The 17428-nt window shown below is 33.3% G+C and carries 12 protein-coding genes and 3 tRNA genes; 7 read left to right on the top strand and 8 right to left on the bottom strand.

Annotated features, from left to right (window positions below):
- Positions 1-81 precede the first annotated feature (81 nt).
- The gene (locus B0A75_RS03860; RefSeq protein ID WP_089052966.1) at positions 82-942 is read right to left on the bottom strand and encodes an SdiA-regulated domain-containing protein; all 861 of its coding nucleotides are present in this window, start codon (positions 940-942) and stop codon (positions 82-84) included.
- A gap of 137 nt (positions 943-1079) precedes the next feature.
- On the bottom strand, positions 1080-2132 hold the full coding sequence (locus tag B0A75_RS03855) for a hypothetical protein (RefSeq protein WP_089052965.1): 1053 nt from the start codon (positions 2130-2132) through the stop codon (positions 1080-1082).
- Between the two features lie 109 nt (positions 2133-2241).
- Here B0A75_RS03855 and B0A75_RS03850 point away from each other — a divergent pair, with 109 nt between their 5' ends.
- From B0A75_RS03850 to B0A75_RS03835, 4 genes are read left to right on the top strand one after another with little or no spacing between them, the layout of a single operon-like run.
- Positions 2242-3153 (top strand): ABC transporter ATP-binding protein, encoded by a 912-nt coding sequence (locus tag B0A75_RS03850; RefSeq protein ID WP_089052964.1) that lies wholly within the window; start codon positions 2242-2244, stop codon positions 3151-3153.
- Positions 3154-3156: 3 nt separating this feature from the next.
- The gene (locus tag B0A75_RS03845) at positions 3157-3993 is read left to right on the top strand and encodes an ABC transporter permease (protein ID WP_089052963.1); all 837 of its coding nucleotides are present in this window, start codon (positions 3157-3159) and stop codon (positions 3991-3993) included.
- A gap of 15 nt (positions 3994-4008) precedes the next feature.
- A complete protein-coding gene (locus B0A75_RS03840) occupies positions 4009-6333 on the top strand; it encodes a T9SS type B sorting domain-containing protein (protein ID WP_089052962.1) in 2325 nt (774 codons plus the stop codon).
- A 23-nt stretch (positions 6334-6356) separates the two neighbouring features.
- Positions 6357-9584 carry a T9SS type B sorting domain-containing protein gene (locus B0A75_RS03835; RefSeq protein WP_089052961.1) on the top strand — a complete coding sequence of 1076 codons (3228 nt, stop codon included), beginning with the start codon at positions 6357-6359 and terminating at the stop codon, positions 9582-9584.
- 175 nt (positions 9585-9759) lie between these two features.
- On the opposite strand, the gene typA is transcribed toward B0A75_RS03835, so the two are convergent.
- Positions 9760-11556 carry a translational GTPase TypA gene (gene typA / locus B0A75_RS03830; RefSeq protein WP_089052960.1) on the bottom strand — a complete coding sequence of 599 codons (1797 nt, stop codon included), beginning with the start codon at positions 11554-11556 and terminating at the stop codon, positions 9760-9762.
- Positions 11557-11778: 222 nt separating this feature from the next.
- Here typA and B0A75_RS03825 point away from each other — a divergent pair, with 222 nt between their 5' ends.
- Positions 11779-13434 carry a PAS domain-containing sensor histidine kinase gene (locus B0A75_RS03825; RefSeq protein WP_241687356.1) on the top strand — a complete coding sequence of 552 codons (1656 nt, stop codon included), beginning with the start codon at positions 11779-11781 and terminating at the stop codon, positions 13432-13434.
- 5 nt (positions 13435-13439) lie between these two features.
- Positions 13440-13856 carry a response regulator gene (locus tag B0A75_RS03820; protein ID WP_089052958.1) on the top strand — a complete coding sequence of 139 codons (417 nt, stop codon included), beginning with the start codon at positions 13440-13442 and terminating at the stop codon, positions 13854-13856.
- A gap of 157 nt (positions 13857-14013) precedes the next feature.
- Here B0A75_RS03820 and rpsT read toward each other — a convergent pair whose 3' ends face one another.
- The 5 genes from rpsT to proS all read right to left on the bottom strand — a co-directional run bounded on the left by rpsT (position 14014) and on the right by proS (position 16279).
- Positions 14014-14265: a 30S ribosomal protein S20 gene (gene rpsT / locus B0A75_RS03815; protein ID WP_089052957.1), complete on the bottom strand. Its 252-nt coding sequence runs from the start codon at positions 14263-14265 to the stop codon at positions 14014-14016.
- A 156-nt stretch (positions 14266-14421) separates the two neighbouring features.
- Positions 14422-14493: transfer RNA gene (locus B0A75_RS03810), tRNA-Glu, on the bottom strand.
- Between the two features lie 44 nt (positions 14494-14537).
- Positions 14538-14609: transfer RNA gene (locus tag B0A75_RS03805), tRNA-Glu, on the bottom strand.
- A 39-nt stretch (positions 14610-14648) separates the two neighbouring features.
- Positions 14649-14720: transfer RNA gene (locus tag B0A75_RS03800), tRNA-Glu, on the bottom strand.
- Positions 14721-14800: 80 nt separating this feature from the next.
- On the bottom strand, positions 14801-16279 hold the full coding sequence (gene proS / locus B0A75_RS03795; protein ID WP_089052956.1) for a proline--tRNA ligase: 1479 nt from the start codon (positions 16277-16279) through the stop codon (positions 14801-14803).
- Positions 16280-16380: 101 nt separating this feature from the next.
- On the opposite strand from proS, the gene B0A75_RS03790 reads away from it, so the two are divergent.
- Positions 16381-17385: a hypothetical protein gene (locus tag B0A75_RS03790; protein ID WP_089052955.1), complete on the top strand. Its 1005-nt coding sequence runs from the start codon at positions 16381-16383 to the stop codon at positions 17383-17385.
- The last annotated feature ends 43 nt before the right edge of the window (positions 17386-17428 follow it).

Here is a 17428-nt window from a genome sequence, read left to right as displayed (position 1 = left end):
AATTAACTATGATTAAAATTGGTGAATTCGTGGCTGACTTTTTAAATATAATTCGTTGAAATGTATTCTCAGAAATTCAAATTATTTTAGTTTAAATTCATAAACATTTCCTCCAGTCTTGTTCGCTTTTTCATCGGCAATAAGCAAAGTATTGTTGTCTTTAAAAACAATAGCCTCTTTTTGAGAAAAATGATTGAGTTCAATTTCAGTCTGAGTTCCTTTATGAAATAAATCTCCTTTAAAATCTTTAAATAAAACAATTTTGTCATGGCTTAATAAAACTACTTTTTTGCCGTCAGGACTAATTGTTGCGCTGGTTAGCACACAATGATTATAGTTATCACAAGTTTTAAACTCTCCTATTTTAACTGCTTTTTGAGTTCCTGCTGCATTTTTTATTTTATAGATAAAAGCAGTTCCGTCAAAACCTTTGCTTCGATTTTTGGTAAAAAGATAAAAGTAACCGTCGTGTTCAAAAAAACCTTCAACATCATAAAACATTTCCTTTTTCTTTGGAGGAAATTCAGTTTGTTCTGGATAAGAGAATGAAATTTTATATTCGGCGGAAGCCACATCTTTATCCAATTGAGTTTTATCTACTTTATAAATGCATAAATCTTTACGTTCGTTATCATTATTTCCAAAATCTCCAATATAAAGATTGCCTTTTTTATCTTTGGTTATATCTTCCCAATCCACATTTACTGCATTTGAAATCGTAATTGTTTTGGCCAATTTTCCTTCGGTATTTAATGCATAAACTGCATTTTTGTTTCCGCTGTCTTCTAAAGTATAAAGCAAATTTGTCTCAGGGAAATAAGTTATTCCCGAAACTTCTTTTAACTTTTTTGGAAGTGAATAAAGTGTTTTTAAATCACTATTTGATTGTTGCTGACACGCTAATAAAACAATAGAAGCGGCTACTAAAAAAGACTTTTTCATAAGATTGTTTTTTTTGAACCATATAAGAAAATTTAAGTTATGCTTTGTGAATGTAGCTTGAATTGATTTTTTAAAATCATATAGCGAAATTCAAATTTTGCCTTTATGAACTTATTTAACTTACATGGTTTATCCTTTTAAACTAAGTTTGTATTTTTAAAATTACGGGTTATAAATTCGAACGCGGCATGCATAATATGCCCCATTGATTTAGCATTTTTAAATTTCATATCGTTTGTATATCGATACAATTCCATTTTCAATTGATTCAAATGTTCTTCGGTCGAAATGGTATCGTGACACATTATGTTCAGTAATTTATGTATTCTCGTTTCAGCTGAATGTATACGTTTTGCCAAAATCGCTCTTTCTTCATCTTTATATTGAATAATGGATCGATCTTCTAATTTCTCCTTTATGAGCTGTATCATTGGATAATTTTCTTTAAAAAACTGCGGACGATACACTTTAAAATTTCCTTCATAACACTGCTGATCAAAATCGATTGGACGGATTTTATAAACGACTTGATCAAAATCGTGAATTGGGACAATTACATAATTATAAGCACGCATATCGCCCAAAAGCCTAATCATACAACGTTCATTAAACTTTACAAACTCCTTTGCAATCTGAGATTTTTCGGTTTCTGTACAATTGTGCAATAAAGTATCCATAAAAACATCACCTGGAATACCTATAATATGTTCTTCGATTAAAGTGTCTTTATAGACCAAAAAGTTAATTTTATCAGGCGAAAGAATATCTTCCAATTCAAGTCCGTAAATCCTCGAAGCATCTGCTTTTTTAATATAAAAATGAACATAATTATCGTTCAGAATATTTCGCACCTTAATTCGAAACGGTTTTGAATTTCCAAAAGTACAATAGTCAATTGCATCAATGTTTAAAAACTGAATAATATCACTATTTCCATCAGAATGTAAAAGCGAATAAATTTTCTTTAGGTTCAAATCGATTTCATTTCTTTCGAACTCGCTGTAATAAACCCGAATCCACAAAGTATCTGTTTCATTTTTATCATATACATTGACCGAACCCGAAAAACGCAATAAGTCATCATAGAACACAGATACTTTCGAAATTCGTTCGTATCGTTCTAAATAACTTAATAATGGACGTGTTAAAGGATAAGTAGGTTTCTTTAGCACCATTAATGGTTCGCTCATTTTTGAATATCTTTATTACAAATTTACACGAATAAGATGATAAAAATAAATTTGGCGTAACAATATCCCACTTGCTTCGTCTTACTAAAAAACTAAAACCACAATTAACTTGGAAACCATATTAACTATCGAGAATCTCAGCAAAAGATACGGACGCATTAATGCGCTTCAAAATGTATCTTTTAGCATTAAAAAAGGACATGTTTACGGAATTTTAGGTCCAAACGGAAGCGGAAAATCAACCACTTTAGGCATCGTTTTGAATGTTGTAAATAAAACTTCCGGCGATTACAAATGGTTTGACGGTAAAGTGCAAACGCACGAAGCTTTAAAAAAGGTTGGCGCTATTATAGAACGTCCCAACTTTTACCCGTACATGACTGCCGAAGAAAACCTGAAACTGGTTTGCAAAATAAAAAGCATTGATTATTCTAAAATAAATGAAAAACTGACTCTTGTGGGTTTAACCGAAAGAAAAGACAGCAAATTCAGTACTTTTTCTTTAGGAATGAAGCAACGCCTTGCAATTGCATCGGCACTATTAAATGATCCCGAAATTCTAATTTTAGATGAACCTACAAATGGTTTAGATCCGCAGGGAATTCATCAAATTAGAGATATTATTAAAGAAATTGCATCGCACGGAACAACCATTTTACTGGCTTCGCATTTACTAGACGAAGTCGAAAAAGTTTGCTCGCACGTTGTTGTTCTGCGCAAAGGCGAAATTTTGTATTCAGGTTCAGTTGATGGCATGTCTGCTAATGAAAGTTTCTTCGAATTACAGGCAAATGATAATTTAGCTTTAAAATCAGTTTTAACAGAGCATCCTGCTGTAGATAAAATCAAAGAATCAGATGGAAAAATTTTGGTACATCTAAAATCCGATTTATCCGCTTCTGAACTGAATTTGTATTTGTTCTCTAAAAATATTGCTTTGAGCCATTTGGTAAAACGCAAAAATAGTTTAGAAGCACAATTTTTAGAACTAACTCAAAAAGCCACCATCAAAAATAATTAAGCCATGAACAGACTTGTCTCTATAGAATTACAGAAAATCTGGAAAAATAAAGCCAGCAAGATTCTTACTTTAACTTATTTTATCCTTCTTTCATTTATAGCATTAATTGCATCTATAAAATTTGACCTAGGTGTTTTTAAATTTCATTTGGCCGAAATGGGAATCTTTAACTTTCCTTTTATCTGGCATTTTAACACCTATATCGCAGCATGGCTGAAATTTTTTCTAGCTATTGTAATTGTTTCAATGATGGCAAATGAATACAGCTACGGTACATTAAAACAAAATTTAATTGATGGTTTAAGCAAAAAAGAGTTTATTCTATCTAAGTTTCTTACGGTCGTACTTTTTGCATTATGCTCTACCATTTTTGTTTTTGTAATGAGTTTACTGCTTGGATTAAGCTTTTCTTCGTACACAGAATTTGATGTCATTTTCATGGATTTAGATTATTTGCTTGCCTTTTTTGTAAAACTGGTTGGTTTCTTTTCTTTCTGTTTGTTTTTAGGAATCTTGGTAAAACGATCTGCATTTGCTTTGGGATTTTTATTAGTTTGGAGTATCCTTGAAGGTATTGCAAAAGGTTTATTAGTTTTCAAAATTTTTCCTGAAAGCACAACAGGATATACTATAATGAAGTTTTTCCCGCTGGAAGCAATGTCAAATTTAATTATAGAACCCTTTTCAAGACTTTCAGTTATCAAAAATATCGGAGCGCAAATGGGCGTAAATGATGTTAAAGATTACAGCGTAAGTTATACTACGATATTAATTGTTTTAATCTGGACTTTCTTATTTATTTACTTTTCTTACAAACTATTAAAAAATCGAGATTTATAGTATATTTGTTATACTATGATTCCAGCAAAACGTTTTTTATTTATTCTATTTTTATGCTGTTTGTCTGCAAAGATGAGTGCGCAGGTTATAACTATTGACGATACAAAAACACCAACACAGTTAATTGAAGATATTTTAGTTAATAGTTCTTGTGCCAATGCCTCAAATGCATCTGGAAAAGGAGATAACTTTACTTCGAACAAAAAAAGTTTTGCATATTTTAATGCTGGTACAAGTAGCTTTCCTTTTTCAGAAGGGATTGTTTTAACGACTTCTACCAGTACAGAAGCAATTGGACCCTATGTCAGTAATATGGGAGGCGGAAGTCCATTTTGGACCGGAGATTCAGATTTGAATCAGTTACTGGGTATAAATTCTATAAATGCAACTGTTCTTGAATTTGATTTTGTGCCTTTAACTGATTTCCTAAGTTTTAATTATATTTTTGCATCAAATGAATATCAATATTCTTACCCCTGCGAGTACTCTGATGGTTTTGCTTTTTTAATCAAAGAAGCCGACACTGCTGATCCTTATAAAAACTTGGCAGTGTTACCAAATACAAATACTCCTGTTTCCTCTGTAAATGTACGCCCTAAAATTGAACCCGGCACAAGACCAAACGGAAGCCCATATCCTGGCTGTTCTGCTTCAAACGAAAATTATTTCAACGGTCTAAACAACAATACAAGCCCTATTAATTATGCAGGGCAAACCGTAGTTATGACGGCTCAAACTGCAGTAACCAAAGGAAAAACCTATCATATTAAACTAGTTGTTGCTGATGCAGACCAACGCTATTATGACTCCGCAGTTTTTTTACAAGCTGGAAGTTTTGCTTCAAAAATAGACTTTGGAGCAAATAGAACATCGGCTACTGATAATCCGCTATGTTTTGGAGACACCTATTTACTTGATCCAAAATTATCAACAGCTTATTCCTATAAATGGTTCAAAGACAATGTTCAAGTTGCAACAACACCAACTTACACTGTTACTACCCCTGGAAACTACAAGGTAGAAGTTACGATAACACCCTCAACGTGTAGCTTAGTTGGTGAAATAAAAATAGACTATGCTTTAGAAATCCAATCAACAGATACCTCTTTACTGCAATGTGACGATAATACAGACGGGATTTCGATTTTTGATTTAAGCAAAGTAAACAATATTATAAAAAATAATGTTGCTTCTATTTTAAATGAAGGCTTTTATGAAACACTGACCGATGCTCAGAACAAAACAAATAAAATCGCATCTCCAAACCGATATGTTAATAATATCCCTAATCAAATTGTTTATGCACGTCTTGAAAATCAATTTGGATGCTCTAAAATTGCTCAAGTAACTTTAGAAATTGCAAATACATCTATTACTGACCCAAATCCGATAAGTACTTGCGACCAAGATCAAACTCAAGATGGATTGTATCAATTTGATTTGAATAATGAAGTTACGCCACAGCTTGGTCTTACATCTGGATTAACTGTTAATTACTATGTAACCGCAAATGATGCTGTAACAGAAACAAATCAGTTACCAAATATTTTTAGAAACACAACTGCATTCAATCAAACTATTTATGGCAGAGTTGTAAACGGACCAGATTGTTACGATATTATTCCAGTTCCTCTTGTCGTAAACACATTTGACCCGCCAAATTTTGAGAATGAATCTGTTTTTATATGTAAAAATAGTGATGTAACGCTAACTGTTGATTCTAGTTTTAGCAGTTACTCTTGGAATACTGCACCGGGAAATCCCACAAATTCATTAACTGTTACTGCTCCGGGAGATTACGTCGTAACTGTAACAAATGCAAATGGCTGTAAAAAAACTAAAACTTTCAAAGTTATTTTATCAGAACCTGCAACATTGACAGGATCGACTGTAAAAGATTTTTCAGGGAACGATAATTCCGTTTTGTTAGAATATACTGGAGTTGGAGACTACGAATTTTCATTAGACGGCATTACTTTTCAAGATGATCCGTTATTTACCAGAGTAGCTGCCGGCACTTATAATGCTGTTGCCAGAGACAAAAATGGCTGTGGATTATCAAACAATATCACGATATATGTACTAGATTATCCAAGATTTTTCACACCAAACGGAGACGGATATAATGATTTATGGTTTATCAATGACATCGAACATCTTCCTAATTTTAAAATCTATGTTTTTGATCGCTACGGAAAATTACTGAAAGAAATGAATCAAAACAGCATTGGCTGGAATGGAATTTTTAATGGCCAGCAGCTTCCCTCTGATGATTATTGGTTTACCCTAACTTTTATTACTGGTAAAAATGTAAAAGGTCATTTTAGTTTAAAAAGATAAGTTTCTTTTGCTATTTTTATAACATGAAAAAAAAAGTATTCCTTTTCTTTATTTTGTTTTGTACTTATAGCTTTGCTCAAACAAGCACAGCAAATCTTACTAAAAAATTAACTGCCGTCACTGCAGGAATTGGGTCTGTGCAAGTTTTGTTTGAAAAAGTAAACAATGCTATTCCGCCTTGTATTCCAAATACAAAGCTTACCGTAGCTAATGCTTCGAACTTTACTGCATATCAATGGTATTTTAACAATACTCCAATTCCTTCAGCAACGACTAGTAGTTACGTACCAACACAGGCTGGATACTATACTGTAACAGCTATACAATCCTCTACAGGAACCTCTGAACATTCAAATGATATTCCAGTGAATATTTGTCCATTAGATACGGATAATGATGGCACAAATAACAATATAGATGAAGACTGGGACAATGATGGAATTACCAATAGAACTGAAAGCGGCATACTTTCTATAAACCAATCAAATCCGCTAATGAGTTCAGAATTTTCAGCAACAATTGTGGGAAATGGCACAATAAAAGGAAAACCATATTACGGTTTTGTTTCTGAAGTTCCAGCTGGTAAGACAAATAGTCTAACCTATACATTAAACCTAACAAAACCAGAAACTATTGTATTTCAATATATCGGAATAGATTCTCCAGGTATACAAATCACTCCTCCATCAGAGTACTTAAATAATGAGGGTGATTTTATTCTAAAAGTTCCATTTGACAAAACTATTACGGTACAAAATCCAGTAAATCAAATACTCATTGACACCAATTTTGATGGCGTTTACGAAAGTGATGTAACAGAATTTACTTCTTCTGAAATAAGATTTAGATACGCACACAATAATCCAGCACAACCTGGAATTCTAGTTCTGAACATAGTTTCTTATTTAACAAATTCTATTACATTTATACATACCAATCTATCTGATATAAATATTAACAGAGCAGTGTTTACATTTAATAAATATTATAACAATGATTTCGATTCTGACAATGTTCCTGATTATTTCGATTTAGATAGTGATAATGATGGGATTCCTGACACAATTGAAGCTCAAGGAAAAAATTTCAAAGTTTATTCAGGCATTGACACTAATAAAAATGGGCTAGATGATGCATTTGAACCTGGACTAAATCCTGTATATTCAGATAATGATCAAAACAACTATGGTTATAATACCAATCCAGATTATAAAGACCTCGATAGTGATAATGATGGAATTTATGATTTAATTGAGTCAGGAAATAATTCGTTAGATGTCAATAACGACGGCATGATCGATGGCAGTCCTATATCTTTTGGTGTAAATGGTTTTTATGATGCTTTAGAAACATTCCCTGAAAGTGGCATTCTTAATTATATTATTGCAGATACTGATAATGATGGAATTCCAAACTATCTTGATCTGGATAGCGATGGAGACTCCTGCAATGACGTTACTGATGCTGGTTTTACAGATAGCAACAACGATGGAGTACTTGGCGATGCCCCAACGATATTAAATTACAAAGGTCTTGTTACAAATAAAACAGACGGATACACAACTCCTAACAGCGCTTATTTAATTGCTTCCAAAATTTCAATAACAACACAACCAGTTAATCAATCGAACTGCGAAACACAAAGTGCAACATTTACAATAAGCACAAATCAATTAGATGGTTATCAATGGCAATTATCTACTAATGGAACTCTTTGGACTAATATTGTCGACAATACAAATTACTCTGGCAGTACAACAAGTTCACTCTTAGTAAAAAACCTGATGCTTACAATGCAAAACTATAAATATCGTGTATTGTTAAGCAAAAACGGAAACCTTTGCGGTTTAACTTCAAGAGAAGCTGCTTTATCTGTTTCACCAATTCCATCAATAATACCTACAGTAAGTTTAATACAATGTGATGATACTGCTGGTGGGTTATCTACATTTAATTTAACAGAAAAGCAGAGTTTCTTTTCAACAAATTACACTAATGAAGCATTTAGTTACTATACTTCTTTATCTGGAGCAAATACCAAAGATGCAACCTACATAATCAGTAACCCTATTGCTTACTCTAGTACAAGTGGTACAATTTGGGTAAGAATCGAAAATTCAAATGGCTGTTTTTCAGTTGGTGAATTAAATCTAATCGTGTCAGCAACCAAAATCCCAAGCAGCTACAATCGTACCTTTTCTGTATGTGACGATTATTTAGATAGTCAAAATGACGACAAAGACGGAATAGCAACTTTTAATTTTGACAGTGTTTCCGATGATTTAAAAACATTACTTCCTGCGCCTGTATCTTTATATTCGATATCTTATTACAACACAGAAAGTGATGCTTTATCCGAAATAAATAAAATAACTAATACAACAACTTACAGAAATATTGGATCTCCAGACCAACAAAAAATATGGGCTCGAATAGAAAACAATCTTGATAATTCATGTTATGGTCTTGGTTCTTATATTACTTTACAAGTAATACCAATTCCGAACATTGATACAAATGAAAATCATAGGGACGACCAATTAATATGTTCTAACTTATCCACATTCTTTGTAAAACTTAACGCAGGAATTAATGACGGAACACCTATTGATAGCTACAGCTATATTTGGAAAAAGGATGGAGAAATTTTACCAGATGAAATACAGGCGAGTATAGATGTTAACAAAGAAGGAACCTATACCGTAGAAGTTACTTCTCTTTCAAATTGTAGTACAATTAGAACTATCAAAGTATCTGCCTCAAATGTGGCACAAATAAATAAAATAAGTATAGAAGATGGAAATGATTCAAACACAAAAACAATCATAGTAGATGCGAGTGGACCTGGATCTTACGAATATAGCTTAGACAACGCTGATGGTCCTTTTCAAACTTCTAGCACTTTTGAAAATGTAGCATTTGGAGTTCATGAAGTTTACATTAAAGATATAAATGGTTGTGGTTTGGTTAGTAAATCAACAGCGATTGTTGGTGCGCCTAAATTCTTCACTCCAAATGCTGATGGGTATAATGATTACTGGAATATTCTAGGCTTAAATACTGATGTAAACAGAAACTCAATAATTCATGTTTTTGACCGATATGGTAAGCTTATAAAACAACTTAAACCTTCAGACATTGGTTGGGATGGAACTTTTGCTGGAAACATAATGCCCGCCGATGATTATTGGTACTCTGCTAAACTAGGAAATGGCACAGAAACAAAAGGACATTTTAGTTTAAAAAGGTAACTTTTTAAAAATTCCAAAATTTCAATTCCAAATTCTAATGATTTGTCATTCTAAGATATTGGAAAAGCAAATCCCCTAAAAAAATAACCCGACAAGTTTTTAAAACCTACAGGTAAAAAAAAATCCCAAACTCCATAATGGAATTTGGGATTTTTTATATTGAAATTTAAAATTATTAAACTTTAAATCTTTTTCTATCAGTTTCAGTCAAATAGATTTTTCTTAGACGAATAGATTTTGGTGTTACCTCTACATACTCATCTTTTTGAATGTACTCTAAAGCTTCTTCAAGAGAGAAAATAATCGGAGGGATAATTCTAGCTTTTTCATCAGCTCCAGATGAACGAACGTTAGATTGTTTTTTCTCTTTAGTTACATTCACACACATATCATCACTACGAGAGTTTTCTCCAATTACCTGACCTTCATAAATTTCAGCATTTGGTTCAACAAAAAACTTACCACGATCTTGTAATTTATCGATAGAATAAGGAATAGCTTTTCCTTTTTCCATAGAAATCAATGAACCTTTGTTACGTCCAGAAATTTCTCCTTTGTAAGGCTCATATCCAATAAAACGGTGTGACATAATAGCTTCACCAGCTGTAGCAGTAAGCAATTGATTTCTTAAACCAATAATTCCACGTGAAGGAATATTAAATTTAATGATCATACGCTCACCTTTAGTCTCCATACTTAACATTTCACCTTTACGAACTGTTACGAATTCAACTGCTCTACCTGAAAGGTTTTCTGGTAAATCGATTGTTAATTCTTCAATTGGCTCACATTTTTTACCATCGATTTCTTTGATGATTACTTGCGGCTGACCAATTTGTAACTCATAACCTTCTCTTCTCATTGTTTCAATAAGAACAGATAAGTGAAGTACACCACGACCAAAAACCATAAATTTATCTGCAGAATCAGTTTCACCTAACTTCATCGCTAAGTTTTTCTCTAATTCTTTTGTCAATCTTTCTCTAATATGACGAGAAGTTACAAATTTACCTTCTTTACCAAAGAAAGGTGAGTCATTAATTGTAAACAACATACTCATTGTAGGCTCATCAATAGCAATAGAAGCTAAACCTTCAGGGTTTTCGTTATCAGCAATAGTATCACCAATTTCAAAACCATCAATACCAACTACGGCACAAATATCACCTGCAATTACTTCAGCTACTTTTTTACGTCCAAGACCTTCAAAAGTATGTAATTCTTTGATTCTTGATTTCGTAACCGTACCATCTCTCTTTACTAAAGAGATTGCCATACCTTCTTTCAAAATACCTCTTTCTAAACGACCAATAGCGATACGCCCAGTAAAAGCAGAGAAATCTAAAGATGTAATTAACATTTGAGGAGTTCCTTCAGAAACTTTAGGAGCTGGTACATTTGCAATAACCATGTCTAATAAAGGCTCAATGTTTTCTGTTTGGTTTTTCCAATCGTCAGACATCCAGTTGTTTTTAGCAGAACCATAAACAGTTGGGAAATCTAACTGCTCTTCTGTAGCACCTAATTCAAACATTAAGTCAAAAACTTTTTCATGAACTTCTTCAGGAGTACAGTTTTCTTTATCAACTTTATTGATAACTACACAAGGCTTCAAACCTAAATCAATAGCTTTTTGTAATACAAAACGAGTTTGCGGCATAGGACCTTCAAAGGCATCCACTAATAAACATACACCATCGGCCATGTTCAATACACGTTCTACTTCACCTCCAAAATCCGCGTGGCCAGGAGTATCGATAATATTGATTTTTGTTCCTTTATACTGAACAGAAACGTTTTTAGAAGTAATAGTAATACCTCTCTCACGCTCTAAATCGTTATTATCAAGAATTAAATCACCTGTGTTTTCGTTGTCACGAAATAATTGACAGTGATACATAATTTTATCAACCAAAGTGGTCTTACCGTGATCGACGTGGGCAATAATTGCAATATTTCTAATAGATTCCATTTGTGTTTTTTAATGGGTGCAAAAGTACACTTTATTTTCTAAAAAAAAACGTTTCTGTGATAGTTTGCGTATATACAAGTAATTAGTTCATTAAATCAATGTTAAATTAGGCATCAAAATGAACTTTACTTATTGTTTAGTTATGGTTAATTTAACTATATTTGAGTAATGAAAAGTAAAACTCTCCTAATTACTCTTGTTTACGTTATCATATCACTAATTATGGCAACAGTGTGCCATAATCTACTCATTAAATACTTTTTTCAGTCAAAATATTCTTATTTATTTTATTTAAAGGACATTTTTCTTATCCTGACTACAGGACTTATTTTCAAATACATACTCACAAAAAATGAAAATAGAAATATTTCAATTTTTAAGAAACTAAAAAAAACAAACGAAGAAATTAAAGAATCCAACGAAAAATATGACATCGTTGCAAAAGCAACAAGTGATACTATTTGGGATTGGAAAATACAAGAAGACAGAATAAATTGGAACAAAGGAATTGAGAGCGTTTTTGGATACAACCCTGAAGAAGTTGGAAAAACTTCAAAGTGGTGGTTTGACAAAATTCATCCTGAAGACAGCATTAGAATGTCTATTAAATTATACTCTTTTATTGAGCAAAAAACAGAAAAATGGCAGGATCAATACCGTTTTAGATGCGCCGATGGAAGCTACAAGTATGTTTTAGACAGAGGTTTTTTACTAAAAGATGAAAACGGAAGAGCTATCAGAATGATTGGTGCAATACAAGATATTACCAAACAAAAAGAAGAAGAACAACGATTAAAACTACTAGAAACCGTAATCACACAATCTAAAGATTCAATTTTAATTACCGAAGCCAATTCTGTCGATCGTAAAATACCAAAAATAGTTTATGTTAACCCAGCTTTCTCTCAAATGTCCGGCTATGGATCAAATGAAATAATCGGAAAATCTCCAAATATCTTCAAAGGACCAAAATCTGACTCAGATGAACTAAAAAAACTCTTAAGAGCCATCAAGAATGAAGAAGAATGCCTGATAGAAACAATTAGTTACACTAAGAAAAAAGAAGAATACTGGGTACGTTTCTCCATGATTCCTATTTTTAATAACGAAGGTTTGATATCACACTGGATTTCTATTCAAAGAGATATTACTGATGAAAAGACACTAGAAACTGAAAAAGAGCACTTAATTCGTGAACTAACACAAAACAATAAGGACTTAAAACAATTCTCATACATCACATCACACAATTTACGAGCTCCATTATCTAACTTAATTGGACTTTTAAATCTTATCGAAGATATTCCTATTGAGAATACTGAACTGCAAGAGATTTTAGGAGGTTTTACAAAATCAACTCATCTATTAAATGAAACAATTAATGATTTAGTAAAAGTCATAATCATAAAAGACAATCCTTCTATGCAAAAAGAAGAAGTTTCGTTAAAAGAAGTTTTTGAAAATGTTTTCAGTCAGCTTTCTTTTCAAATTGAACTGCACAAACCAATTATTAAATTAAAATTCGAAAAAGTCCCTTTATTAAACACAAACAAGGCTTACATTGAAAGCATTTTACTCAACCTGCTTACAAACTCAATAAAATACAAGTCCGAAAACCGTAAATTAAAAATATCGATAACCGCCGAACAAATTGACCAACAAGTTACATTAACCTTTAAAGACAATGGAATTGGAATAGATCTAGACCGAAATCGCGATAAGGTTTTTGGCCTTTATCAGAGATTCCACAATTATCCCGACAGCAAAGGACTAGGTTTATATCTTGTAAAATCTCAAGTAGAAACCATGGGCGGAACGATTAGTATTGAGAGCGAAGTCAACAAAGGCACAACATTTACGATAACATTTAAAAACTAAACACTATGCTTGAGCAAATTTTATGCATTGACGACGACCCTATTACATTAATGCTATGCAAAAAAGTAATTTCAAGATCATCATTTTCACATGAAATTATCACTGCTCAAAATGGTGAAGAAGCACTACTCCATTTCAACACCTTAAAATACACCAATAATAAAAATAAGGTAAACAAAAAACCAGAGCTGATTTTTTTAGATTTAAACATGCCAGTTATGAGTGGATGGGAATTTCTAGATCATTTCATTTCAGCAGACTACAAAGAATTCAACAGCGCAAAAGTCATTGTCTTATCTTCTACAATTGATCCTGACGACTTAGCCAAAGCAAAAAAATACCCTATAATAATAGATTTTCTTTCAAAACCAATTACGCTGGCTATGTTAGAATATCTCAAAAAGAAAATAGACATCGATTAAAAACAAGATATTACTAACTCCTAAAAACGAACAAAAGATATAATTAGAGAATCTTAAATTCAAAACTCACCTAAAACTGAATTTAAGATTTTCATTTTTAAACAACAAAAAAGTCCTCTAAAAGAGGACTTCTTAATATTTAGGAAATTGTAATTAATTACAATTTAGCAACATGTTTCGTTAATTTAGACTTCAAGTTAGAAGCTTTATTATCATGAATGATGTTCTTTTTAGCTAATTTATCAATCATAGAAATTACAGTTGATAATTTTGCAGTAGCATCAGATTTATCAGTAGCTAATCTTAATGCTTTAATAGCGTTACGAGTAGTTTTGTGTTGATATCTGTTAAGAACTCTTCTTTTTTCGTTACTTCTGATTCTTTTTAATGCTGACTTATGATTTGCCATTTTGTTTTAATTTTTAGATGTAATAATTATTATAAGTACTAGTTAAAAAAGAAAAACCTCCCACAATTGCAAAACAATCACTTTGGTTTTAACTAATAAAACAAAAATCGAGACACCAATTTTCATTTTACAAAACTTATTCACAACTAATTTTTGTAGTCTGTAAGGGAATCGAACCCCTGTTACCAGGACGAAAGCCTGGAGTCCTAACCCCTAGACGAACAGACCAATTTTCCTCTAAGTTTTCTTCAATTTATATAAAATTGAATTTGTAGTCCGTGGGGGAATCGAACCCCCCTTACCAGGATGAAAACCTGGCGTCCTAACCGATAGACGAACGGACCAATACATCAAGTTAAATAACTTATTCGCAGAAAAAAAAGTAGTCCGTGGGGGAATCGAACCCCCCTTACCAGGATGAAAACCTGGCGTCCTAACCGATAGACGAACGGACCATGTATTTCTCTAATGCGGATGCAAAGATACATCTATTTTTTAGCTGTACAATAGCTGATGCAAAAATTTTTATTTTTTTTTAATATGCCTTAGCAAAAAGCACTCTTTTTGAAGATGGATTCCCAGTAAACACACAGGCTCCAGCCTCTTCAACAGCATCTAAAGGAATGCAACGAATAGTCGCTTTTGTCAAATCTTTTATCTTCTCTTCAGTCGCAGCAGTACCATCCCAATGAGCAGAAATAAACCCACCTTTTCCTTCTAAAACTTCTTTAAATTCCTCAAAACTATTTACTTCCGTAACATGTGTATTACGATACTCTAATGCTTTGTTAAATAAATCCATTTGAATCTGTTCTAACAAATCATTTACATAATTTACAATTCCCTCAGCAGAAACAACCTCTTTTGTCAAAGTATCACGTCTGGCAACTTCAAATGTTCCGTTTTCTAAATCTTTAGGACCAACTGCAATTCTTACCGGAACACCTTTCAACTCCCACTCTGCAAATTTAAATCCAGGTTTTTGAGTTGTTCTGTCATCATATTTCACAGAAATCTTAAGCTTTCTCAGTTTAGCAGTTAATTCATTAACAGCTGTTGTAATTTGAGCCAATTGCTCATCTGTTTTATGAATTGGAACAATCACCACTTGTATTGGCGCTAAATTAGGAGGAAGCACTAATCCTTGATCATCTGAATGTGTCATAACCAAAGCCCCCATCAAACGAGTAGAAACCCCCCAAGAAGTTCCCCACACATGCTCTTGCTTTCCTTCAGCATTTGCAAACTTCACATCAAAGGCTTTTGCAAAGTTTTGCCCCAAAAAGTGAGACGTCCCAGCTTGCAAAGCTTTTCCATCCTGCATTAATGCTTCAATGCAATACGTTTCATCAGCACCTGCAAAACGCTCTGTTTCGGTTTTAAAACCTTTTACAACTGGAATCGCCATGAAGTTCTCAGCAAAATCAGCATAAACGTTCATCATTTTCTCAGATTCTTCCAAAGCTTCTTGTTTTGTTGCATGAGCGGTATGCCCTTCCTGCCACAAAAATTCAGCAGTTCTTAAAAACAAACGCGTACGCATTTCCCATCGAACTACATTTGCCCACTGATTAATTAACAATGGTAAATCTCTATAAGATTGCACCCATCCTTTATATGTAGACCAAATAATTGCTTCACTTGTAGGACGAACAATAAGTTCTTCCTCCAGTTTAGCATTTGGATCAACCATTAATTTACCTGGCTTATCAGGATCATTCTTTAATCTATAGTGCGTAACAATAGCACATTCTTTCGCAAATCCTTCCGCATTTTTTTCCTCAGCCTCAAACATGCTTTTTGGAACAAACAAAGGAAAGTAAGCATTTTGATGTCCTGTCTCTTTAAACATTCGATCTAACTCAGCCTGCATTTTTTCCCAAATCGCATAACCATACGGCTTAATTACCATACAGCCTCTAACTCCTGAATTTTCAGCTAGATCCGCTTTCACAACCAGCTCGTTATACCATTTCGAATAATCTTCTGATCTTGTAGTGAGGTTCTTACTCATATTATATAGTTTGGCACAAATTTTGTTTTAATTATTTTAACTAAATAGTTTGACAAAACTAACTATTTTTGTAATGTGCAACAATAAAAAACACCACAGATATGAAAACTTATATTACTCTACGTCAAAACTCAAGTCATTTTTACTTAATTGGACTATTGAGTTTTCTGCTTGCATCGTGTGGTTCTTACCAAAACACATCTTATAATGATAATGACGGAGTCTATGGTAATTCCACTACTAGATACGTTCAAACAAACACATCTAACGCAAACAACCAATACAAAGATTATTTCAGATCTCTTCAAGACGACAACCAGCCTACAGAAATTTTTACAGATGTAGACAGCTACGGCAACTACTCTCAAAACGACAGTACACAAGTTGCATCAACTGCTTATCCAGCTTGGGGAAGCAGCCCATCTGAAGTTTCTGTAAATGTATATTCTAACCCAACATGGTCACTTGGATTTGGTTTTGGTTTTGGATATCCATACTACGGCGGATACTGGGGATACCCAGGTTACGCTTGGGGCTACCCAGGATACTGGGGACCTGGATGGGGCTATCCTGGATGGGGTTACCCTGGATACTGGGGACCAGGTTATTACGGAAACTATTCTTATAACTATGGAAGACGAGGTTCTGCAGCATATTATGGAAGCGGCAGAAACTATAGCTCAAATAGAAATTTTACCTCTGGAAGAAACTACTCTTCAAACAGAAATTACACTGACAGAAGTTTCAACAACCGAAGCTATAGCAACAGAAACTATACAACAGATAGAAACTACACTAACAGAACAAACAGCTATTCTGACTACAGAAGAAGTTCTAATGCAAACGGCAGAAACTACACAACAAGCCCAACGTTCACAAACAGAAGAAGCACGACACAAGGACAAAGTAACAGCTACGATTATTCAAACAGAAGATCAAGCTCTACAACTAATAGAAGCTACAACAATACCAATAGCAGCCCATCTAGAACTTACTCTCCTAGCCCATCACGTTCAATGAACAGCGGCGGAGGAAGCATGAGATCGTCTGGCGGCGGTGGCGGTGGCGGAAGATCTTACGGTGGAGGCGGAGGAGGAAGAAGATAACCCTCCTCCCCCTTTTACCAATCTAAAATCACACAAAAACATA

The organism is Flavobacterium oncorhynchi, from assembly GCF_002217355.1.
In the GTDB taxonomy this organism is placed as follows: domain Bacteria; phylum Bacteroidota; class Bacteroidia; order Flavobacteriales; family Flavobacteriaceae; genus Flavobacterium; species Flavobacterium oncorhynchi.
This window is presented reverse-complemented; position numbering and strand designations above follow the sequence as displayed.

Excerpts from the sequence above, each read along its gene's own strand:
- B0A75_RS03860 (WP_089052966.1), bottom strand. The coding sequence starts at position 942 with ATGAAAAAGTCTTTTTTAGTAGCCGCTTCTATTGTTTTATTAGCGTGT.
- B0A75_RS03855 (WP_089052965.1), bottom strand. The coding sequence starts at position 2,132 with ATGAGCGAACCATTAATGGTGCTAAAGAAACCTACTTATCCTTTAACA.
- B0A75_RS03845 (WP_089052963.1), top strand. The coding sequence starts at position 3,157 with ATGAACAGACTTGTCTCTATAGAATTACAGAAAATCTGGAAAAATAAA.
- B0A75_RS03840 (WP_089052962.1), top strand. The coding sequence starts at position 4,009 with ATGATTCCAGCAAAACGTTTTTTATTTATTCTATTTTTATGCTGTTTG.
- B0A75_RS03835 (WP_089052961.1), top strand. The coding sequence starts at position 6,357 with ATGAAAAAAAAAGTATTCCTTTTCTTTATTTTGTTTTGTACTTATAGC.
- typA (WP_089052960.1), bottom strand. The coding sequence starts at position 11,556 with ATGGAATCTATTAGAAATATTGCAATTATTGCCCACGTCGATCACGGT.
- B0A75_RS03825 (WP_241687356.1), top strand. The coding sequence starts at position 11,779 with ATGGCAACAGTGTGCCATAATCTACTCATTAAATACTTTTTTCAGTCA.
- B0A75_RS03820 (WP_089052958.1), top strand. The coding sequence starts at position 13,440 with ATGCTTGAGCAAATTTTATGCATTGACGACGACCCTATTACATTAATG.
- rpsT (WP_089052957.1), bottom strand. The coding sequence starts at position 14,265 with ATGGCAAATCATAAGTCAGCATTAAAAAGAATCAGAAGTAACGAAAAA.
- proS (WP_089052956.1), bottom strand. The coding sequence starts at position 16,279 with ATGAGTAAGAACCTCACTACAAGATCAGAAGATTATTCGAAATGGTAT.
- B0A75_RS03790 (WP_089052955.1), top strand. The coding sequence starts at position 16,381 with ATGAAAACTTATATTACTCTACGTCAAAACTCAAGTCATTTTTACTTA.